General features: G+C 76.2%; 21 protein-coding genes and 1 riboswitch. Of the genes, 10 read left to right on the top strand and 11 right to left on the bottom strand.

Annotated elements, in window-relative coordinates:
• Positions 1 to 2: 2 nt before the first annotated feature.
• The 4 genes from HL189_RS18735 to HL189_RS18720 form a co-directional block, all read right to left on the bottom strand.
• Positions 3 to 962, bottom strand: a complete 960-nt coding sequence (locus HL189_RS18735; protein ID WP_369135237.1) for a universal stress protein — start codon at positions 960 to 962, stop codon at positions 3 to 5.
• A gap of 44 nt (positions 963 to 1,006) precedes the next feature.
• Positions 1,007 to 1,234, bottom strand: a complete 228-nt coding sequence (locus HL189_RS18730) for a DUF1918 domain-containing protein (protein ID WP_369135236.1) — start codon at positions 1,232 to 1,234, stop codon at positions 1,007 to 1,009.
• Positions 1,235 to 1,361: 127 nt separating this feature from the next.
• Positions 1,362 to 1,529: a hypothetical protein gene (locus HL189_RS18725; protein ID WP_369135235.1), complete on the bottom strand. Its 168-nt coding sequence runs from the start codon at positions 1,527 to 1,529 to the stop codon at positions 1,362 to 1,364.
• 80 nt (positions 1,530 to 1,609) lie between these two features.
• Positions 1,610 to 1,721: riboswitch (SAM riboswitch) on the top strand.
• A gap of 520 nt (positions 1,722 to 2,241) precedes the next feature.
• Positions 2,242 to 3,165: a hypothetical protein gene (locus HL189_RS18720; RefSeq protein WP_369135234.1), complete on the bottom strand. Its 924-nt coding sequence runs from the start codon at positions 3,163 to 3,165 to the stop codon at positions 2,242 to 2,244.
• A gap of 41 nt (positions 3,166 to 3,206) precedes the next feature.
• Here HL189_RS18720 and HL189_RS18715 point away from each other — a divergent pair, with 41 nt between their 5' ends.
• From HL189_RS18715 to chrA, 6 genes are all read left to right on the top strand, one after another.
• The gene (locus HL189_RS18715) at positions 3,207 to 4,187 is read left to right on the top strand and encodes a sulfotransferase (RefSeq protein WP_369135233.1); all 981 of its coding nucleotides are present in this window, start codon (positions 3,207 to 3,209) and stop codon (positions 4,185 to 4,187) included.
• A 65-nt stretch (positions 4,188 to 4,252) separates the two neighbouring features.
• Complete coding sequence (locus HL189_RS18710; RefSeq protein WP_369135232.1) at positions 4,253 to 5,251, top strand: SMP-30/gluconolactonase/LRE family protein; 999 nt, start codon at positions 4,253 to 4,255, stop codon at positions 5,249 to 5,251.
• A gap of 27 nt (positions 5,252 to 5,278) precedes the next feature.
• The gene (locus HL189_RS18705) at positions 5,279 to 5,578 is read left to right on the top strand and encodes a DUF1905 domain-containing protein (protein WP_369135231.1); all 300 of its coding nucleotides are present in this window, start codon (positions 5,279 to 5,281) and stop codon (positions 5,576 to 5,578) included.
• 83 nt (positions 5,579 to 5,661) lie between these two features.
• Positions 5,662 to 6,153, top strand: a complete 492-nt coding sequence (locus HL189_RS18700) for a Chromate resistance protein ChrB (protein WP_369135230.1) — start codon at positions 5,662 to 5,664, stop codon at positions 6,151 to 6,153.
• The gene (locus HL189_RS18695; protein WP_369135229.1) at positions 6,150 to 6,581 is read left to right on the top strand and encodes a chromate resistance protein ChrB domain-containing protein; all 432 of its coding nucleotides are present in this window, start codon (positions 6,150 to 6,152) and stop codon (positions 6,579 to 6,581) included. The genes HL189_RS18700 and HL189_RS18695 overlap by 4 nt, the downstream gene beginning before the upstream one ends.
• Positions 6,582 to 6,603: 22 nt before the next feature.
• Positions 6,604 to 7,989: a chromate efflux transporter gene (gene chrA, locus HL189_RS18690; RefSeq protein ID WP_369135228.1), complete on the top strand. Its 1,386-nt coding sequence runs from the start codon at positions 6,604 to 6,606 to the stop codon at positions 7,987 to 7,989.
• A gap of 3 nt (positions 7,990 to 7,992) precedes the next feature.
• Here the strand turns inward: chrA and HL189_RS18685 are convergent, their stop codons facing one another.
• The gene (locus tag HL189_RS18685; protein ID WP_369135340.1) at positions 7,993 to 9,552 is read right to left on the bottom strand and encodes a cation:proton antiporter; all 1,560 of its coding nucleotides are present in this window, start codon (positions 9,550 to 9,552) and stop codon (positions 7,993 to 7,995) included.
• Between the two features lie 183 nt (positions 9,553 to 9,735).
• Here HL189_RS18685 and HL189_RS18680 point away from each other — a divergent pair, with 183 nt between their 5' ends.
• Positions 9,736 to 10,011, top strand: coding sequence for a hypothetical protein (locus tag HL189_RS18680; RefSeq protein ID WP_369135227.1), 276 nt, complete (start codon positions 9,736 to 9,738; stop codon positions 10,009 to 10,011).
• Here the strand turns inward: HL189_RS18680 and HL189_RS18675 are convergent.
• From HL189_RS18675 to HL189_RS18665, 3 genes are read right to left on the bottom strand one after another with little or no spacing between them, the layout of a single operon-like run.
• Complete coding sequence (locus HL189_RS18675) at positions 9,978 to 10,583, bottom strand: GerMN domain-containing protein (RefSeq protein WP_369135226.1); 606 nt, start codon at positions 10,581 to 10,583, stop codon at positions 9,978 to 9,980. The two genes, HL189_RS18680 and HL189_RS18675, sit on opposite strands and share 34 nt — an antisense overlap.
• A complete protein-coding gene (locus HL189_RS18670; RefSeq protein WP_369135225.1) occupies positions 10,580 to 11,950 on the bottom strand; it encodes a sensor histidine kinase in 1,371 nt (456 codons plus the stop codon). The genes HL189_RS18675 and HL189_RS18670 overlap by 4 nt, the downstream gene beginning before the upstream one ends.
• Positions 11,947 to 12,672, bottom strand: a complete 726-nt coding sequence (locus tag HL189_RS18665) for a response regulator transcription factor (RefSeq protein ID WP_369135224.1) — start codon at positions 12,670 to 12,672, stop codon at positions 11,947 to 11,949. The genes HL189_RS18670 and HL189_RS18665 overlap by 4 nt, the downstream gene beginning before the upstream one ends.
• Before the next feature lie 132 nt (positions 12,673 to 12,804).
• On the opposite strand from HL189_RS18665, the gene HL189_RS18660 reads away from it, so the two are divergent.
• From HL189_RS18660 to HL189_RS18650, 3 genes are all read left to right on the top strand, one after another.
• Positions 12,805 to 13,140, top strand: a complete 336-nt coding sequence (locus HL189_RS18660; protein ID WP_369135223.1) for an STAS domain-containing protein — start codon at positions 12,805 to 12,807, stop codon at positions 13,138 to 13,140.
• On the top strand, positions 13,137 to 13,409 hold the full coding sequence (locus tag HL189_RS18655; protein WP_369135222.1) for a hypothetical protein: 273 nt from the start codon (positions 13,137 to 13,139) through the stop codon (positions 13,407 to 13,409). The genes HL189_RS18660 and HL189_RS18655 overlap by 4 nt, the downstream gene beginning before the upstream one ends.
• 102 nt (positions 13,410 to 13,511) lie before the next feature.
• The gene (locus HL189_RS18650; RefSeq protein WP_369135221.1) at positions 13,512 to 13,739 is read left to right on the top strand and encodes a hypothetical protein; all 228 of its coding nucleotides are present in this window, start codon (positions 13,512 to 13,514) and stop codon (positions 13,737 to 13,739) included.
• Between the two features lie 24 nt (positions 13,740 to 13,763).
• Here HL189_RS18650 and paaE read toward each other — a convergent pair whose 3' ends face one another.
• Genes paaE through paaC form a run of 3 tightly spaced genes read right to left on the bottom strand, consistent with a single transcriptional unit; the run spans position 13,764 to position 16,254 of the window.
• Positions 13,764 to 14,831 (bottom strand): 1,2-phenylacetyl-CoA epoxidase subunit PaaE, encoded by a 1,068-nt coding sequence (gene paaE / locus HL189_RS18645; RefSeq protein ID WP_369135220.1) that lies wholly within the window; start codon positions 14,829 to 14,831, stop codon positions 13,764 to 13,766.
• Entirely contained in the window at positions 14,831 to 15,337 is a 507-nt protein-coding gene (gene paaD, locus HL189_RS18640; RefSeq protein ID WP_369135219.1) for a 1,2-phenylacetyl-CoA epoxidase subunit PaaD, read from the bottom strand. The genes paaE and paaD overlap by 1 nt, the downstream gene beginning before the upstream one ends.
• 8 nt (positions 15,338 to 15,345) lie before the next feature.
• Positions 15,346 to 16,254: a 1,2-phenylacetyl-CoA epoxidase subunit PaaC gene (gene paaC, locus HL189_RS18635; protein ID WP_369135218.1), complete on the bottom strand. Its 909-nt coding sequence runs from the start codon at positions 16,252 to 16,254 to the stop codon at positions 15,346 to 15,348.
• Between the last annotated feature and the right edge of the window lie 41 nt (positions 16,255 to 16,295).

Raw genomic sequence — 16,295 nt, 5'->3', positions numbered from 1 at the left:
CGTCAGCCGACCGGGCGGGTGTCCCGCTCGTCGACCGGCTGGGCCGGCGCGGGCACGCCGGGGGGTGCCGCGTCCGCCTCGGGCACCACCGGGGCCGCCACCGGCACCGCGAGGAGCGGCACGGAGGTGCGGTGCAGTGCCGCGTGCACGGTGGCGCCGCGCCGGCTGGGCATCCCTGCGGTCCGGCCCACGACGAGCAGCGCCGCGGCCTCGGCCAGCTGGACCAGCAGGTGGCCGGCCCGGTCGGGCAGGACGCTGAGCCGGACCTGGAGCCCGGGGTGGGCGCGCCGAACCCCGTCGACCTGGTCCTCCACCAGCGCGCGCTCGGCACGGGCGCTGACGTCGGTGTCCAGCCGCCAGCGGAGGCAGTGGACGGCGTCCTCGGTGAGCTGCCGCCAGGCGTGGACGACGTGCAGCGGCTCCCCGCGCAACCGCGCCTCGGCGGCCGCGACGGCCAGCACGTCCCCGGTCCCCGCCGCACCGTCCACCGCCGCGACCACCCCGCTCGGCCGCCCCGGACCCGACGGACGGCGGTGCACCAGCACCGGGCACCCCGCGGTGGCCACGACCGACTCCGCCACCGACCCCGGCACCGGCCCGGAACCCCAGGTGCGCCCCGCGGCACCCACGACGAGCAGCGCGGCGGAGGCCGACTCGCGGCGCAGCACGTCCTCCGGGCTGCCGTCGACGACCGCCGTGGTCACCGCGCCCGGGGGCAGCAGGTGCGTGAGCGTGCCGCGCAGCCGCTCGACGTCGCCGACGGCGCAGCGCCGCGCCGCGGCCCGGGCCCCGGCCACGTCGGGGAGGCCGGGCAACGACCCGGCGGGCCAGGCGAAGGCGTGCACCAGGCGCAGCCGCGCCTGCCGGCGGTCGGCCTCCAGCGCGGCGGCGCGGGCCGCCTCCGTGGCGGCGGGCGAGCCGTCGACCGCGGCGACGACGGCGGAGGACCTCAACGACCCCATGGACGGCTCCGATCCCCCCCCCGTGCGGGCGGCGCGGGCACGCGTCAGGTGGAGCCGTGGAACGACGTGCCGTGCGGCTGCTCGGCCACCACGCCGGCGTCCGGACCGGGGAAGACCACGGACGTGTGCTCGTCACCCACCCAGCGGACGACGTAGGGCGGCGAGCCGTCGGGGTGGGGGACCTCGACGATCTGTCCGACCCGCTCGGGCGCGTCGGTCACGCGCCCGTGGACCACCAGCCACTCACCGGGCCGAGCCTGCACGGTCACCACCCCCGGAGCGTCGTCGGGGAAGGACGTCGTCCACGAGCCACCTCCTGCACGGCGGTTCCTCGGTGCACGGGCAGGTCCATGCTGAGCGCCCGCGCGGCGGGTGTCCAGGGCCTTCCGCGCATGCCGTTCAGCCGGCGCGGACGGTGCCGCCGGCGGCCACCTGCAGCCGGGCCGCGGCCAGCCAGTCGTCCCGGAACCGGGGGCGTCCACCTCCGCGCCAGCAGGTGGAGCCCCGGGTGGGTGGTCGCGCCCAGTTCGACGAGCACCGGCTCGATTCGAGCAGCAGGTCAGGCACCAGCGGTCGTGCCCGCCATGCATACCTCATCATGTTGATCGGATTTGACGGCATTCGGGCGGGTCTGCGAGTCTGCCGCAGGTCACGAGTGCCAGTGCACAGCCCGGCTCGCTGGCCGGCAACCCTCCTCCGCGATGGGGTGCCCCGGGTGACGACCTGGCGGCTGCCGCCCGGCAGCCGCAGGAGCGGACCCGTGCCCCGGGTCCCCGGCCCCGTCGAGGAGCACACCGATGACCAGCGCCGTCCTCTGTCCGCCCGTCACCACCAGCCGCCCGGGTGTGCCGCCGCTGCTGCCGCTGACCGGCGCCCCCACCGGGGTGCTCGTCCTCTCCGGCGGCACCGTCCGCTACGTCGACCGCGACGCCGCCGCCAGCACCCGGTCCTCACGGCGGTCACCGCCGCGGTCACCGACACCCTCCCCGTCGACGCCGGCGTGGACCGCAGCGCCGGCTACCCGTCCCAGCTGTCCACCGTCCTGTAGGCGTCCGCGCGGGCGACCGTCGTGGGCTCCGTCGGCGCCCGGGACGGCGACGTCTGCGTGATCACGCGCGACGCCACCGACGGGCTCGACCTGCCCGGGGCCGGGGTACGTCCTGGTGGCCGGTCGCTGGGAGCCGGTGGACGACCCGCGGCCGCTCTCCGCGCTGCTCGCCGAGCGCACCGCCGCCGCGGCCGGCTGCGGACCCGCGGGGGCGGTGGTGTGAGCCGCGGCTCACCCGGGCAGCAGGACCGTCCGCAGCTCGTGCGCCCCGTCGGCGCGGGTGGCCTCGTAGAACCAGCGCGCCCCGCCGTCGGGCAGGGCGACGACGTCGGCGTAGCGCAGCCCGGAGGGTGGGTGCGGGCTCTGCAGCAGCGGCCCGCCCGCCGCGGCGGAGAACCCCAGCTCGCCGTCGTGAAACGCGAGCCCGGTGCGCTCCTCCCAGTTCTCCTCCGCGGTGGCCCGCCCGTCGTAGAGCGCCCAGGTCCGCGAGCCGGCCAGCACCACGGTGGCGAACCGGACCCCGCGGGCGTCCCAGCTGCCCGGCGTCCCGGCCAGCGCGATGCCGCGCCAGGTCCAGGTGACGCCGTCGTCGCTGGTGGCGTGCTCGGTGGTCATCCGGTCGGTGGCGTCGGGATCGTCGAGCGGGTGCACCGAGGCCCACAGGTGCCACTGGCTGCCGTCGTGCCGGATCACGGGGTCCTTGACCGCGGTGAGGTCGCTGCCGGGCAGCACGGTGCGGGCCGGGGCGGTGGCCAGGCCCTCCGGGGTGCCGGCCTCCAGCAGGTCGACCCGCCAGTGCTTCGTGCCCGGAGTGGCGCAGCTGACGTAGAGCCGCCAGCGGCCCTCCGGTGTGCGCACCAGGGCCGGCCGCTCCAGCGACTCCGCGCCGAACGCGTCCCTGCCCAGCGCCGCGACCGGCGTGAACCGCACCCCGTCGTCCGAGCGGGCCAGCACGTTGGCGAAGCCGCGACCCTCACCGACCGGCCGGCGAAGCCGGTAGGCCAGCCACCAGGTGCCGTCGACCAGCAGCGCCGACGGTCCGCCCGCCCAGGAGCCCGGCCGCGGGTCCTCCGGCTCGAGCACGACCTCCGCGTCGTCCCAGAACGGGCCGGGTGCCGGCGGACGCAGCCGGTGCAGTTCGGCGCGGGAGGACATCGGGCGGCTCCTGGGCGAGCGGGGACGACGAGAGGACAGGGATGACGGACAGCCTGCCGCACTTCGTGATCGCGGGAGCACCCAAGGCCGGGACGACGGCGCTGCACGCGGCGCTGGCCACCCACCCCGAGCTGCACCTGTCGCCGGTCAAGGAGCCGAAGTACTACCTGACCGACGGCCGCCCGCCGCCCCGCGTCAGCCAGCGCGGTCCGGGTGACGCGCACAGCGCACAGGAGTGGATCTGGCGCCGGGACCAGTACCTGGCCCTGTTCGCCGGTGCCCCGGCCGGGTCGGTGCGCGGGGAGAGCACACCGTTCTACCTCTACGACCGGGCCGCGCACGCCCGGTTGGCCGCCGACGTGCCCGATGTGAAGGTGATCGTCGTGGTCCGCGACCCGGTCGACCGAGCCTGGTCCAACTGGGTGCACCTGCGCGCCGACGGGCTGGAGCCGGAGGCCGACTTCGCCGCCGCGGTGCGCGCCGAGGAGGGCCGGGTCGCCGCCGGCTGGGCGCCGTTCTGGCACTACCGCGGGCTCGGGCGGTACGGCGAGCAGCTGCGTGACCTCCACCGGCACGTGCCCCCGGAGCGGGTGCTCCTGCTGCGCTACCGACATCTGGTCGACACCCCGCGGGAGACCCTGGACCGGGTCAGCGACTTCCTCGGCGTCGCCCGCGGGCTGGCGCACACCGTGCCGCCGGAGAACGTGAAGCCCTACGTCGGCGACACCCCGCGCTACCGGCTGCTCGCCCGGCTGGCCCGGGTCGGCGCCGCGGCCGGTGCGCTCGCGCCGCCGCAGGTGTGGCGGCAGGTCAGCCGGCCGCTGCTGGCCGCGCTGCACGCGCAGAGGGCGCCGCGGCCGTCGATGCCGGTGGAGCTGCGGCGTGCGGTGCTCGGCACCCTGCTGCCGGACATCGAGCTGCTGGAGGAGCTGACCGGGGAGTCCTTCGGCGACTGGAAGGGCGACACCGGCCGCGGCGACTTCCGCTCCCGGCAGGTGCTGGACCCGCGCACGAGGGAGTAGCGGATCCCGGGGCTCCGGGCCACGGTGTGGACGGCAGGGACCCACCGAGTGCGCGGGGAGACCTCATGCGCCGTCCGCTCCGACACGCCGCCGCAGCCGTCCTGCTGCTCGCGCCGCTGATCGCGTCCCTCCCGACCCCGGCCGCAGCAGCCGACGGGGACCGGGACGGGGGCGGGCTCCCCGCCTCGTTCACGTTGTCCGGTGATCCGGCCGGCTCGCAGTTCGAGGGCATCGCCGCGGACCGGCGCACCTTCTACGTCACCGAGACCACGGGCGGCGAGGTCCACCGCGGCCGGGTCGACGACCCCGCGACCGAGGTGTGGCTGGACGAGGACGCGGCGCTGGCCGACGGCCGCCGCACGGCGATCGGGATCGCCACCGACCGCCGCGGCCGCGTCTTCGTCGCCGGTGGCGGCAACCGCACGGCGGAGGGCGCGCCCGCCGACGCGCCCGACTCCTGGGTCTACGACGACGACGGGCAGCTGCTCGCGGCCCTGCGCATGCCCGTCGACGGCGGGCTGTTCCTCAACGACGTCGTCGTCGGGCCGGACGGCGCCGCCTACGTCACCGACTCGGTGACCCCGCGGGTCTTCCGGATCGCCCGCGAGGACGGCGACTGGACGGCGACGCTCTGGGCGGACGCGACCGCGGCGGTGCCCCAGGAGCCGGGCACGTTCGGGTTCAACGGCATCGAGGTGGCGCCCGACGAGGAGTCGCTGGTCGTCGCGCACAGCACGGCCGGGCAGTTGTGGCGCTTCGACCTGGAGACCGGCACGCCGACCCTGGTCGACACCGGCTCGGCGCTGCTGACCCAGTCCGACGGCCTGGTCGTGCGGGGCGACACCCTCGTCGCGGTGCGGAACCGGGCGCACGTGCTGGCCTCCCTGCGGCTGGCCGACGACGCCACGTCGGCCGCGCTGCTCGCGGAGGTCGGCACCGACCCGGAGCGGGTGCTCACCACCGCGGACGTCGTCCGCGGGCGGCTGCTGCTGGTGGACAGCCAGTTCGACGAGGACCCGCCGTCCCAGGACTCCGAGGTCGTCGTCCTGCCGCTCCGCCCCTGACGGCCCGGTCCCGGCCATGCTGACGGGATGGACCTGGAGTTCACCGGCGACGTCTGGCAGTGGCGGGGCCCGGCGCCCTACCACTTCGTCACCGTGCCCGAGGAGGAGAGCGCCCGGCTGCACGCGCTCGCCCGGTCGGTGACGTACGGCTGGGGGATGATCCCGGTCCGGGCGCGGTTCGGCTCCGCCGACTGGACGACCTCGCTGTTCCGCAAGGACGGGCGGTACGTCGTGCCGGTGAAGGACGCCGTCCGCCGGGCCGAGGAGATCGAGCCGGGCGACCCGGTCACCCTGCGGCTGACCGTGGGTGCCCCGGCCGGCCGCTGACCTACCGCGCCCGCACGTCCGGGACGCACGCCGCGGTGAGTTGAGCCCTGGACTGGGCCATGCAACCGTGGTTGCATTGCCTGATGAGCGCGTCCCCCGGCGAGTGGGTGCTGCTGTCCTACCGGCTGCCCCGGGAGCCGTCCGGTCCCCGGACGACGCTGTGGCGGCGGCTGAAGCGTCTGGGGGTCGCCCAGCTGGCCGACGGCGTGGTGGCGCTGCCGGCCGACGCCCGGACCCGGGAGCAGCTGGAGTGGCTCGCCGACGACGTCACCGAGGCCTCGGGCACGGCCGGGCTGTGGGTCGCCCGGCCGGCGACGGCGGCGCAGGAGCGGGAGCTGGCTGCCGGGATGGCCGCGGCGCGGGCCGAGGAGTACCGCGCCCTCGTCGTCGACTGCCGGGAGGCGCTCGCCGGGGACCCGGCGGGCCGGACCCGGGTGCTCCGGCGGTGCCGGGCGGAGTGGCGGGCGGTCGGCCGGCGCGATTTCTTCCCGCCCGCCGAACGCGAGGAGGCCGCCGCGGTGCTGAGGGAGCTGGCCGCCGCCGTCGACCGGGACGCCACGGGGGCCCCGGTATGAGGTGGGCGACCCGGGCCGGTGTGCACATCGACCGCGCGGCCTGCGCCTGGCTGATCCGCCGGTTCATCGACCCGGCGGCGGAGTTCGTCTTCGTGGCCGACCCGGCCGACGTGCCCGCGGACGCGACCCCGTTCGACATGCGCGGCGTCGAGCTGGGCCACTCCGGCGGGGACTGCACGTTCGAGACCGTGCTGCGCCGGTACGAGCTGACCGACCCGGTGCTGTGGCAGATCGCCGAGATCGTGCACGAGGCCGACCTGGACGACGAGCGGTTCGACGCCCCCGAGGCCCCCGGCCTGGACGTCGTGCTGCGCGGCCTGTCGATGACCGGGACCGACGAGCAGACCCTCGTCGTCTCCGCCGCGGTCTTCGACGGCCTCTACGAGTTCCGCCGCCGCCGGCTGCTGCTCGGCCGCGAGCCCGCCTGACCCCGCGCCCGAGGGAGATCCCGTGAGCAGCGACGCCCCGCCGACCGGTCCCGCCGTCACGACCGTGCCGTTCGGCACGGCGGTGCGGGCCTGGTTCCTCATCTCGCTGCAGACCTTCGGGGGACCGGCCGGCCAGATCGCGGTCATGCAGCGCACCCTCGTCGACGAGAAGCGGTGGATCGGCCAGCGCCGGTTCCTGCACGCGCTGAACTACTGCACGCTGCTGCCCGGCCCGGAGGCCCAGCAGCTGGCCACCTACGTCGGCTGGCTGCTGCACGGCACCCGCGGCGGTCTGGTTGCCGGCGGCCTGTTCGTCCTGCCTGGCGTGGTCGCCCTGCTGGCGCTCTCGGCGGTCTACGTCGCCTTCGGCAGCACCACCGCGATCACCGCGGTGTTCACCGGGCTCGCCGCCGCGGTGCTGTCGATCGTCGTGCAGGCCGTCATCCGGGTGGCGAAGAAGGCGCTCGACAGCCGGGGCCTGATCGTTCTCGCAGTGGCGTCGTTCGCCGCGCTGGCGCTGTTCGGCGTGCCCTTCCCCATCGTGGTGGCCCTCGCTGGCATCGCGGGCTGGGCGCTGGGCCGCTGGCGACCGTCCGCGCTGCCGCGCAAGAAGCCCGCCGACGGTCCTGACGCCGGCCCGCCCCCGGTCATCTCCGACGACGTGCTGCACCACGAGGCCCCTACCGCCGGCCGCACCCTGAAGGTGCTGCTGGTCGGGCTGCTCGTCTGGGGACTGCCCGTCGCGGTGGTCGCCCTGCTGACCGGCGCGGGCAGTGTCTTCACCGAGCAGGGCCTGTTCTTCTCCGGCGCCGCGGTGGTCACCTTCGGCGGCGCCTACGCCGTGCTCGCCTACGTCGCCCAGCAGGCCGTCGAGGTCCACGGCTGGCTGGGCCCGCGGGAGATGGTCCGCGGTCTGGCGCTGGCCGAGACGACGCCCGGCCCGCTGATCATGGTGGTGCAGTTCGTCGCCTTCCTCGGCGCCTACCGGAACCCCGGCGCCCTCGACCCGTGGGCGGCAGCCGTGCTGGCCTCGCTGCTGGTCACCTGGGTGACGTTCGTGCCCAGCTTCCTGTTCGTGTTCCTCGGTGCGCCGTACATGGAGCGCCTGCGCGGCAACCGGTCGCTGTCGGCGGCGCTGAGCGGCATCACCGCCGCCGTCGTCGGCGTCATCGCCAACCTCGGCGTCTACTTCGCCGTCCACACGCTCTTCTCCGGCACCGTCGCCGTCGACAGCGGCCCCCTGTCGTTCGAACTGCCCGACCTCACCACGCTGCGGCCGGTGCCCCTGGTCATCGCGCTGGTGGCCGCGGTCCTGCTGTTCCGGCTCCGCTGGTCGGTGCTGCGCACCCTGGCGGTCTGCGCCGCGCTCGGACTGGTCGCCGGGCTCGCCGGGCTGCCGGTGAAGTGAGCGTCAGCGGGCGCTGGGCAGCAGGTTCTCCTCGTGGTCCAGCTCGCGCTCCAGCACCCGGAGCCCGTCGTCGGGGAGCCGGCCCACGTCCCGCAGGTGCAGCAGCTCCTCCCGCTGCGAGAGGATCACCGCCCGGCGCAGCCGCACCGCCGCCTCGTACTGCGGGGACAGCGGGATCTCGCCGTCGGCCGCGGTGCTGAGCACGTCCAGCCGCTGCCGGTAGCGCCGCAGCCGGGTCTCCAGCTGGGCGCGCAGCCCGGCCAGCACCTGGTCGTCGACGTCGTCGTGCTCGTCGGCCTGCATCTGGTCCAGCCGGGCCAGCCCGGCCTCGGCCGCGGCGATCCGGGCCTCGTTGCGCAGCCGGGCCTGGTCGGCCTGGTCGGCGCGGCAGCCCAGCGCCCGGACCAGCGGGGCGAAGGTCAGCCCCTGGCCGACCAGGGTGACCAGGACCGCGACGAAGGCGCAGAACAGCAGCAGGTCGCGGTCCGGGAACGGCGCGCCGGTGTCGGTGACCAGCGGCAAGCTGAAGATCGCCGCCAGGCTGATCACACCGGGGGTGCCCGACCAGCTGAGGACGATGATCTCCCGGCCGGTGAGCCGGCCGCCGCCGGTGCCGCCGCCGTCCCCGCTGCCGCCCAGCCGGCTGTGCGCCCAGCGGGGGAGGGACTCGGTGAGCAGCAGCCACAGCGGGCGGAGCACCAGCACCCCGGCGAGGGTGATGCCCACCGCGATGACCACGGTGGAGGTCTCGTACTGGCCCAGGCCGCGCACGACCTGGGGCAGCTGCTGCCCGATGAGCAGGAAGACGATCCCCTCGAGCAGGAAGTCCACCAGCCGCCAGACGGCGTCGGTCTGCAGCCGGCCGGCGCCGGACGCCCAGCTCGGGTTGTTGTGCCCGATGACCAGGCCGGCGACGAAGGGCGTGGCCAGCGAGATCGCGTTGGCGGACAGCGGGTCGTGGCGCAGCCGGCGGAGCGGCCGGACGCCGTAGGAGACCGCGACGCCGGCGAGCACGCCGCCGACCGCGGCCATCACGAACTCGCCGATGGCGTCCGGGGTGGAGTAGCCCTCGCCGGTGGCGGCCGCCACGGCCACGGTGAGGATGGTCAGCGCCGTCGCGTCGTTGAGCAGCCCCTCGCCCTGGATGAGCGTGAGCAGCCGGGGCGGCAGTCCGACCTTGCGGCCGACGGCGAGCGCGGCCACCGGGTCCGGCGGTGCCACCGCGGCGCCCAGCGCGATCCCGGCCGCCAGCGTCGCGCCGGCGACGAACAGCTCGAAGCCCACGCCGATCACCAGCGCGGTGACCAGCACGAGCAGCACCGACAGGCTGACCACCGTGCGCAGGCTGCGGCGGATCGCCGACAGCGAGGAGTGCAGTGCCGCGCTGTACAGCAGCGGCGGCAGGATCAGGGTGAGCGCCAGGTCCGGGTCGAGGCTCACGTTGGGGCCGGGCAGCAGCGCGTACGCGATGCCGACCAGGGTGAGCAGCGCGGCCGCCGGGAGACCGGTCCGCTCGGCCACCCAGTGCACGGCGATGATCGCGGCGACGGCGCCGAGGACCAGCAGGAGGATCGTCTCGGCACCCGTCGAACCCGGTCTCCCGGACCGCCGCTCGACGGTCGGCAGGCGGGCTGTCGGTCGGCCACGGTGGCTCGAGCGGGCCGGCCCCTTTGCGATCCTGTGACGGATCGCCCCACGCGGTGCGATCGCCGCGCAGCGCCTGCAGGCCCTGGGCACCCTGGACCCATGGTGACCGTCTGGATCCAGTCCGTGCACAACCTGCACTGCCCCCGGTGCCACAGCCGTCTGGTGGAACGGGCCGGCCGCTGTGCCGTCGACCACCGTCCCGGACCCGTGTACGTGGGTGAGGTCGGCACGCTGCGCTGCCCGGCAGGCCATCCGCTCCCGCCGCGGGACGAGCTGTACGACTACCGGGAGCGGCGCGGACTGGCCTGGGTGGTGCCGGTCGCGGAGGTGCCGCCGCCGGCTCAGGACGGCGGCGCGGTCAGGAACTCCGCGTAGTCCGCGGCGGTCAACGGTCGGGAGGTCAGCTCACCCGAGGCGAGCGGCGCCTCCACCGGCGAGCCGTCCTGGGTGAGCAGCACCCGTTCCACGCCGGCCAGGCTCGTCGCCGTCAGCACCAGCTGCGCCACCGCGCGCCGGCTGTCCCGCCCCCCGGGGGAGTCGTCGTCGCCGGCGATCGCGAGCGTCGCCGTGCCGTCGCTGAGGTCCGCGACCGACAGCCGGACGTCCAGCGGGAGCGCCGTCGCCAGCTGGTTCCCGCGCTCGGTCGGCGTCGGCCCGGCCGCCAGCTCGTCGAGCAGCGCCCCCAGCCGGTCGGCGAGCGTCGCGCCGGCGACGTCCCGCCCCCGTGGCACCAGGACCTCCTCCGCCCCGACGAAGAACAGCCGGGGCTGGTCCAGGCCCGGCGGCGCCGTGTCCGTGGGCGCTCCCGGCGGGCTCGTGGAGGTCAGCGCGGCCGGGACCTCCGTGGCCGGGATCGTCTCGGGTGCGCCACCGGTCGGCACGCCGCACGCCGTGAGGGCCAGCTGGGCGGCGAGCAGGACGGCGGCCGCGGGCCGTCGCCCGGTCACCTCGTCTCCCGCGGCAGCGCCAGGCTGAACCGGGCGCCGCCCTGCGGACTCGCCGAGCACCAGGCCGCGCCGCCGAGCTGGGCCGCCGACTCGGCCACGATCGCGAGCCCGAGGCCGGCACCCGGCAAGGAGCCGCGAGCCGCGCGCGGGCCGCGGACGAACCGCTCGAAGACCCGTTCCCGGTCGGCAGCGGGAACCCCGGGGCCGGCGTCGTCGACGTGCACCACCACGGTCGCGTCCCGGCACAGCACCTCCACCGCGCACGGCCCACCGGCGTGCCGGTCGGCGTTGTCCAGGAGGTTGCGCACCGCCCGCTCCAGCCGGTTCTTGTCCGCCCGGACCGCGGTGTCGGCGTCCGGGTCCGCGGACAGCAGCCCGCCCGGGCGGCCGGTGCGGGCCAGCACCTCCCGCACCACCGCGCTGACGCTCACCGGGTCCGGCGCGTCGTCCGGGGCGTCGTCCAGGCGGGCCAGCTCCAGCAGGTCGTCCAGGGTCCGCCGGAACCGGTCGAGCTCCGACTCGACCAGCTCCAGGGCCCGCCGCCCGCGCGGCGACAGCTCCTCCCGCCGGCTGCCGAGGACCTCCACGCTCGTCATCAGGCTGGTGAGCGGGCTCCGCAGCTCGTGGCTGACGTCGCCCACGAAGCGGGCGTCCCGGTCGATCCGGGCGGCGAGCGCGTCCACCATGCTGTTGAAGCTGCCGACGATGGCCAGCAGGTCCGGGTCCGCGGTGCCGGGCAGCCGGGTGGTCAGCTCGCCGCCGGCGATCCGGGTGGCGGCGACGGCGACCTGCTCCAGCGGCTGGACCGCCCGGCGGCTCGCCCACACGCCGAACGCGGCGCCGGCGGCCGTGGCGGTGGCGGCCCCCAGGCCCAGCACGCCGGCCAGGGTGCGCAGCGAGAGCTCGAGCTCGGTGAGCGGCGAGAGCTCGTAGAAGTCGACGTCCGGGCCGGCCAGGTGGACGCCGACGACCACCCGGGGCCCGGCCGGCGAGTCCGTCCGCGCGGTGCCCGCCGCCCCGCCGGCCACCAGCTCCTGGAGGGCGGTGGGCACGTCGCGGGCGCCGACGTCCAGGCTCGAGGAGTACCAGGCGTCGCCGCTGCGGACGACGACGTCCGACCCGCTGGAGGGCACCAGGTCGCCGAGCACGTCACCGACCTCCACCCCGGCCGTGGACAGCCGGCTCGCCAGCTGGGCCGCGTCGACGAACGCGAGCCGGGTCGCCGCGCGCTCCCGCTGGTCGAGCAGGTAGTTGCGGGCGAGCACGAACGTGGTGACCACCAGGACGGCGGAGACCAGCAGGGCCCCCACCGCGAAGCCCAGCACGATCCGCGCCCGCAGGCCCCGTGGTCGGAGCCCCCACCTCACTGCGGGTCCAGCCGGTACCCCAGCCCCCGGACGGTGACGACGATCCGCGGGTCGCCGGCGTCGCGCTCCACCTTGGTCCGCAGCCGGCGGACGTGGACGTCGACGATCCGCTCGTCCCCGAAGAACCCGTGCTCCCACACCCGGCGCAGCAGGTCCTGCCGGCTGAGCACCCGTCCGGGGGCGGCCGCCAGCTCGCAGAGCAGCCGGAACTCGGTGAGCGTCAGGTGCAGCTGCCGGTCCCCGCGGTGCACGGTGCCACGCTCCTCGCACAGGACCAGCGGGGCCTCGGCCGACCGGTCGAGCACCACCTCCCGTGGACCCGGCTGCCCGGCGCCGGCACGGGAGCCGGCGCCGGCCCGCCGGCGCAGGGCCCGCAGCCGGGCGGTGATCTCCTTGACCTGGAACGGCTTGGTCACGTAGTCGTCCGCGCCGGCCTCCAGCGCGCCGACGATGTCGTGGGTGTCCGCCCGGGCGCTGACCACGATGATCGGCAGGTCGTGGCGGAGACGGACCTCCCGCACCACGGCGAATCCGTCCACCCCGCCGAGCATCAGGTCCACGATCATCAGGTCCGGCGGAGCGGCGGCCACCTGGCGGCACGCGTCCTCGCCGTCGACGGCCTCCTCGACCAGGTAGCCCTCGTCCTCCAGGGCCCACCGCAGCGCCGTGCGGATGTGGTCGTCGTCCTCGACGACCAGCAGGCGCGGCGGCACGGACCCCATGCTGCCACCGGGCGGGTCGCCGTCCCCGGCCCGCCACCTGCCCGTCACGAGATCGCAAAGCAACGGCACGTCCGACCGTCACCTGGGCCGCCGATGCTGGACGTGCCCGAGTCGACGCCGGAGGGAGCCCTGATGACGACCGCGACCCTGGTGGCCGATCCCGTGGACGACGAGCGCGTGGTGCGGCTCAGCCAGCCGATGCTCGCCGACGGCCTGGCCGACGTCCGCTGGCTGCTGCACCAGGCCGTGCTGGCCGGCTCGCGCCGCATCGTCGTGGACCTGAGCCGGGTGACCTCGCTGGCGAGCCCGGCGCTGGCCAGCTTCCTGTGGGCGCACCGGATCTGCCGGGCGCGCGGTGGGGCCGTCGTCCTGCGCAGCCCCGACCGGCGGGTCGAGGACGTGCTGCGGCGGACCGGGCTGACCCACGTCCTGGAGGTCCAGCCGCGCCGGAGCCGGAGGGTGGCATGACCGCGGCGCAGGGAGCCGTCGCCCGGCTGGAGGTCGTCGACCGCGGAGCCGGGACGGTGGGGGCCGGTGGGCAGCTGACCGAGCAGGGTGTGGACCTGCTCCGCGGCGTCGCGCTCGCCCTCCAGGACCGTGGTCACGCCCGGATCACCCTCGACCTCGCGGGGGTGGACACCGTCGACGACGCGGGGCTGCGGGCCCTCCGGTCGGTGCAGGAGTCGATGACCGCGGAACTCGTGGTCCTGCACGCGCCGGGCGTCGCCGTCGCGTGACCACCGGCGCCGGTGTTCCCGCCGGGTCCCGTGTGACGGGTGAGCGCGGACACGCTCCGGGCGGTACCGGGCGGTACCGGAGCTGGACGGCAGGCTGGTCCCATGACCACCACCGAGCACGTGATCGTCCGCGCCTGGCGGCCGGCTACCCCGTGGGTGACCGTCGCACCGCACACCCCCGAGCTGCCCGACGAGCTGCACGCGGCGCCGCTCGCGGACTCCGCCACGCTGTGCAACCGGGAGGTCGCCTCCGGCACGACCGCCGGGCTGTGGCCGCCCTCGACGCGGGCTCCGCGGGTCTGCGACCGCTGCGCCGAGCTCGCCGCCTGAGACCTCCGGCGGGGTGCCGACCGCTCAGGCGTCGAAGTCGACCGTCACCGCGTCGGTGACCGGCACGGACTGGCAGGTCAGCACGTACCCCGCCGCCACCTCGGCGGGCTCGAGCGCGTAGTTGCGCCGCATCGCCACCTCGCCGGCGGTGACCCGGGCCCGGCAGGTGCCGCAGACCCCGCCCTTGCAGGCGAACGGCAGGTCGCTGCGCACCCGCTGCGCCGAGTCGAGCACCGGCTCGTCGCGCGGGAGGGTGAGCGTCGTCGTCCGCCCGTCCAGGACGACGGTGACCTCCACCCCGGGACCCGCCAGCGCGGCGTCGTCCCCGCGGACCGGCGCGGGCGGGACGTCGTCGACGTAGAACAGCTCCTGGTGCACCCGCTCGGCGGGCACGCCGAGCCCGGCGAGCACCTCGCGGGCCGCGGTCACCATGCCGTGCGGGCCGCACAGCCACCAGTGGTCGACCGCCGGCGGGTCGACGAAGGCGTCCACCAGGGTGCGCAGCCGCTCACCGTCGAGCCGGCCGGTGGTGAGCTCGGTGTCCCGCGCTTCGCGGGAGAGCACGTGCACGAGGTTCAGCCGGGGACCGTGCCGGTCCTTCAGGTCGGCCAGCTCGTCGGCGAACATCACCGTGTTGGTGCGGCGGTTGCCGTAGAACACCGTCACCGTCGACTCGCCGTCGCGCAGCACCGTGCCGGCCAGCGACAGCGCCGGGGTGATCCCGGAACCGGCCACGACGAACACGTGGTCGCCGGGGGTGGACAGGTCGGCGGTGAACGTGCCGGACGGCGGCAGCACCTCGATCTCGTCGCCGGGCCGCACGTCGCGCACCAGCCACCGGGAGAAGAAGCCGCCCGGCACCTCGCGGACCCCCACCCGCGGCGGGGCGCCGACGGGCGCGCAGATGGAGTAGGAGCGGCGCTCGTCGCGGCCGTCGTCGTCCAGCCGGCGCAGGGTCAGCGCCTGGCCGGGCCGGAACGCGTACTCGTCGGCCAGCGCGGCCGGGACGTCGAAGGTCACGGCGACCGCGTCGTCGGTGAGCGGGTCCACCCGGGCGACCCGCAGCGGGTGGAAGCGCGGACGTGCCCGCACTAGATCTCCTTCACGTGTTCGAACGGCTCCCCGCAGGCGCGGCAGCGGCGCAGGGCCTTGCAGGCCGTGGCGCCGAACTCCGACACCTGCTCGGTGTCCGGCGAGCCGCACAGCGGGCAGCCGGCCGCCCGGCGGGGCGGGCCCAGGTCGAGCGGCACCGGGCCGGGTCTGCGCACCGGCGCCGGCCCGGGCGGGGCGATGCCGGCCGCGGCGAGCTTCCGGCGGCCCTCCGCGGTGATCCGGTCGGTGCTCCACGCCGGGGCGAGGACGGTGCGGACCTCGACGCGGTCGAAGCCCGCCGCGTGCAGGGCGTGCAGGAGGTCCGCGCGCATCACGCCCATCGCCGGGCAGCCGCTGTAGGTCGGGGTGATCTCCACGACCACGACGCCGTCCTCGTCGCGGACGTCGCGGAGCACGCCCAGGTCGGCCAGGGTCAGCGCGGGCAGCTCCGGGTCGGTGACCGTCGCGGCCACGGCGCGCGGGTCCACCGGGGCGGAAGTGGCCACTTCCGCCCTCACCAGGTCGCCGTCGGGTGCGCGCGGGCGAGGCCCTGCAGCTCGGCCAGCAGCTCGGTCAGCTCCGGGCCGTGCTCGCCCGCCCGGCCGCGGGGGGCGGCGTCGGCCGGCCAGGCCGGCACCCGCAGGGTGGCCCGCTCGAGCACGGTGGTGAGCACGTCGCGGACCTCGTCGCGGACCTCGGCGGGGTCGACGGCCACCCCGGCCGCGGTGAGCCGGCGCTCGACGTCGGTGGGGGAGAAGACGTCGGCCATCAGCGGCCAGACGGCGTCCGCCCCGGACTGCGCGCGGCGGTGGGACTCCGCGGTGCCGTCGCCCAGCCGGAGCACCCAGCGGGCCGCGTGGTCGCGGTGGTAGGTCAGCTCGTTGACGCCCTTGGCGGCGATCGCGGCGAGCACCGGGTCGCGGGAGCCGCGCAGCCGGTCGAACACCGCCAGGCGCACGGTGGCCGCGACCAGCAGGCGGAGGACCGTCTGCGCGAAGTCGCCGTCGGGCGCCTCGACCAGGCCGGTGCTGCGGAACTCGTCGGGGTCGCGGAAGTAGGCCAGGGCGTCCTCGTCCGGGATCGACGCGGTGGCGTGCTGCCGGGACCGGCCCAGCACGCCCACCGACCCGGCGCGGGCCAGCAGCAGCCGGGCCTGGCCGAGCAGGTCGAGGGCGACGTTGCCGAACGCGACCTCCTCCTCCAGCTCGGGCGCGTGGGTGATCCACTGGGTGAGCCGTTGGGCCAGCACGAGCGCGTCGTCACCGAGCATCAGGCAGTAGGTGCCCAGGTCGGCGGGGTCGACGCCGGCGGGCACGGTGGTGTCCACACCGGCCAGCGGGTCGTCGAACCCGGTCCCGAAGGCCCAGTGCCCCTCCTCGTGCGCGTTCACCAGCGCCTCGTAGACGGTCTCCTCGTGCCCCATGCCAGCGGAACCTCTCATGAGTCGTGCCCAGCCGCGGCCCC

The sequence above is a fragment of the Modestobacter sp. I12A-02662 genome (genome assembly GCF_041028325.1).
GTDB lineage: Bacteria > Actinomycetota > Actinomycetes > Mycobacteriales > Geodermatophilaceae > Modestobacter.
This window is presented reverse-complemented; position numbering and strand designations above follow the sequence as displayed.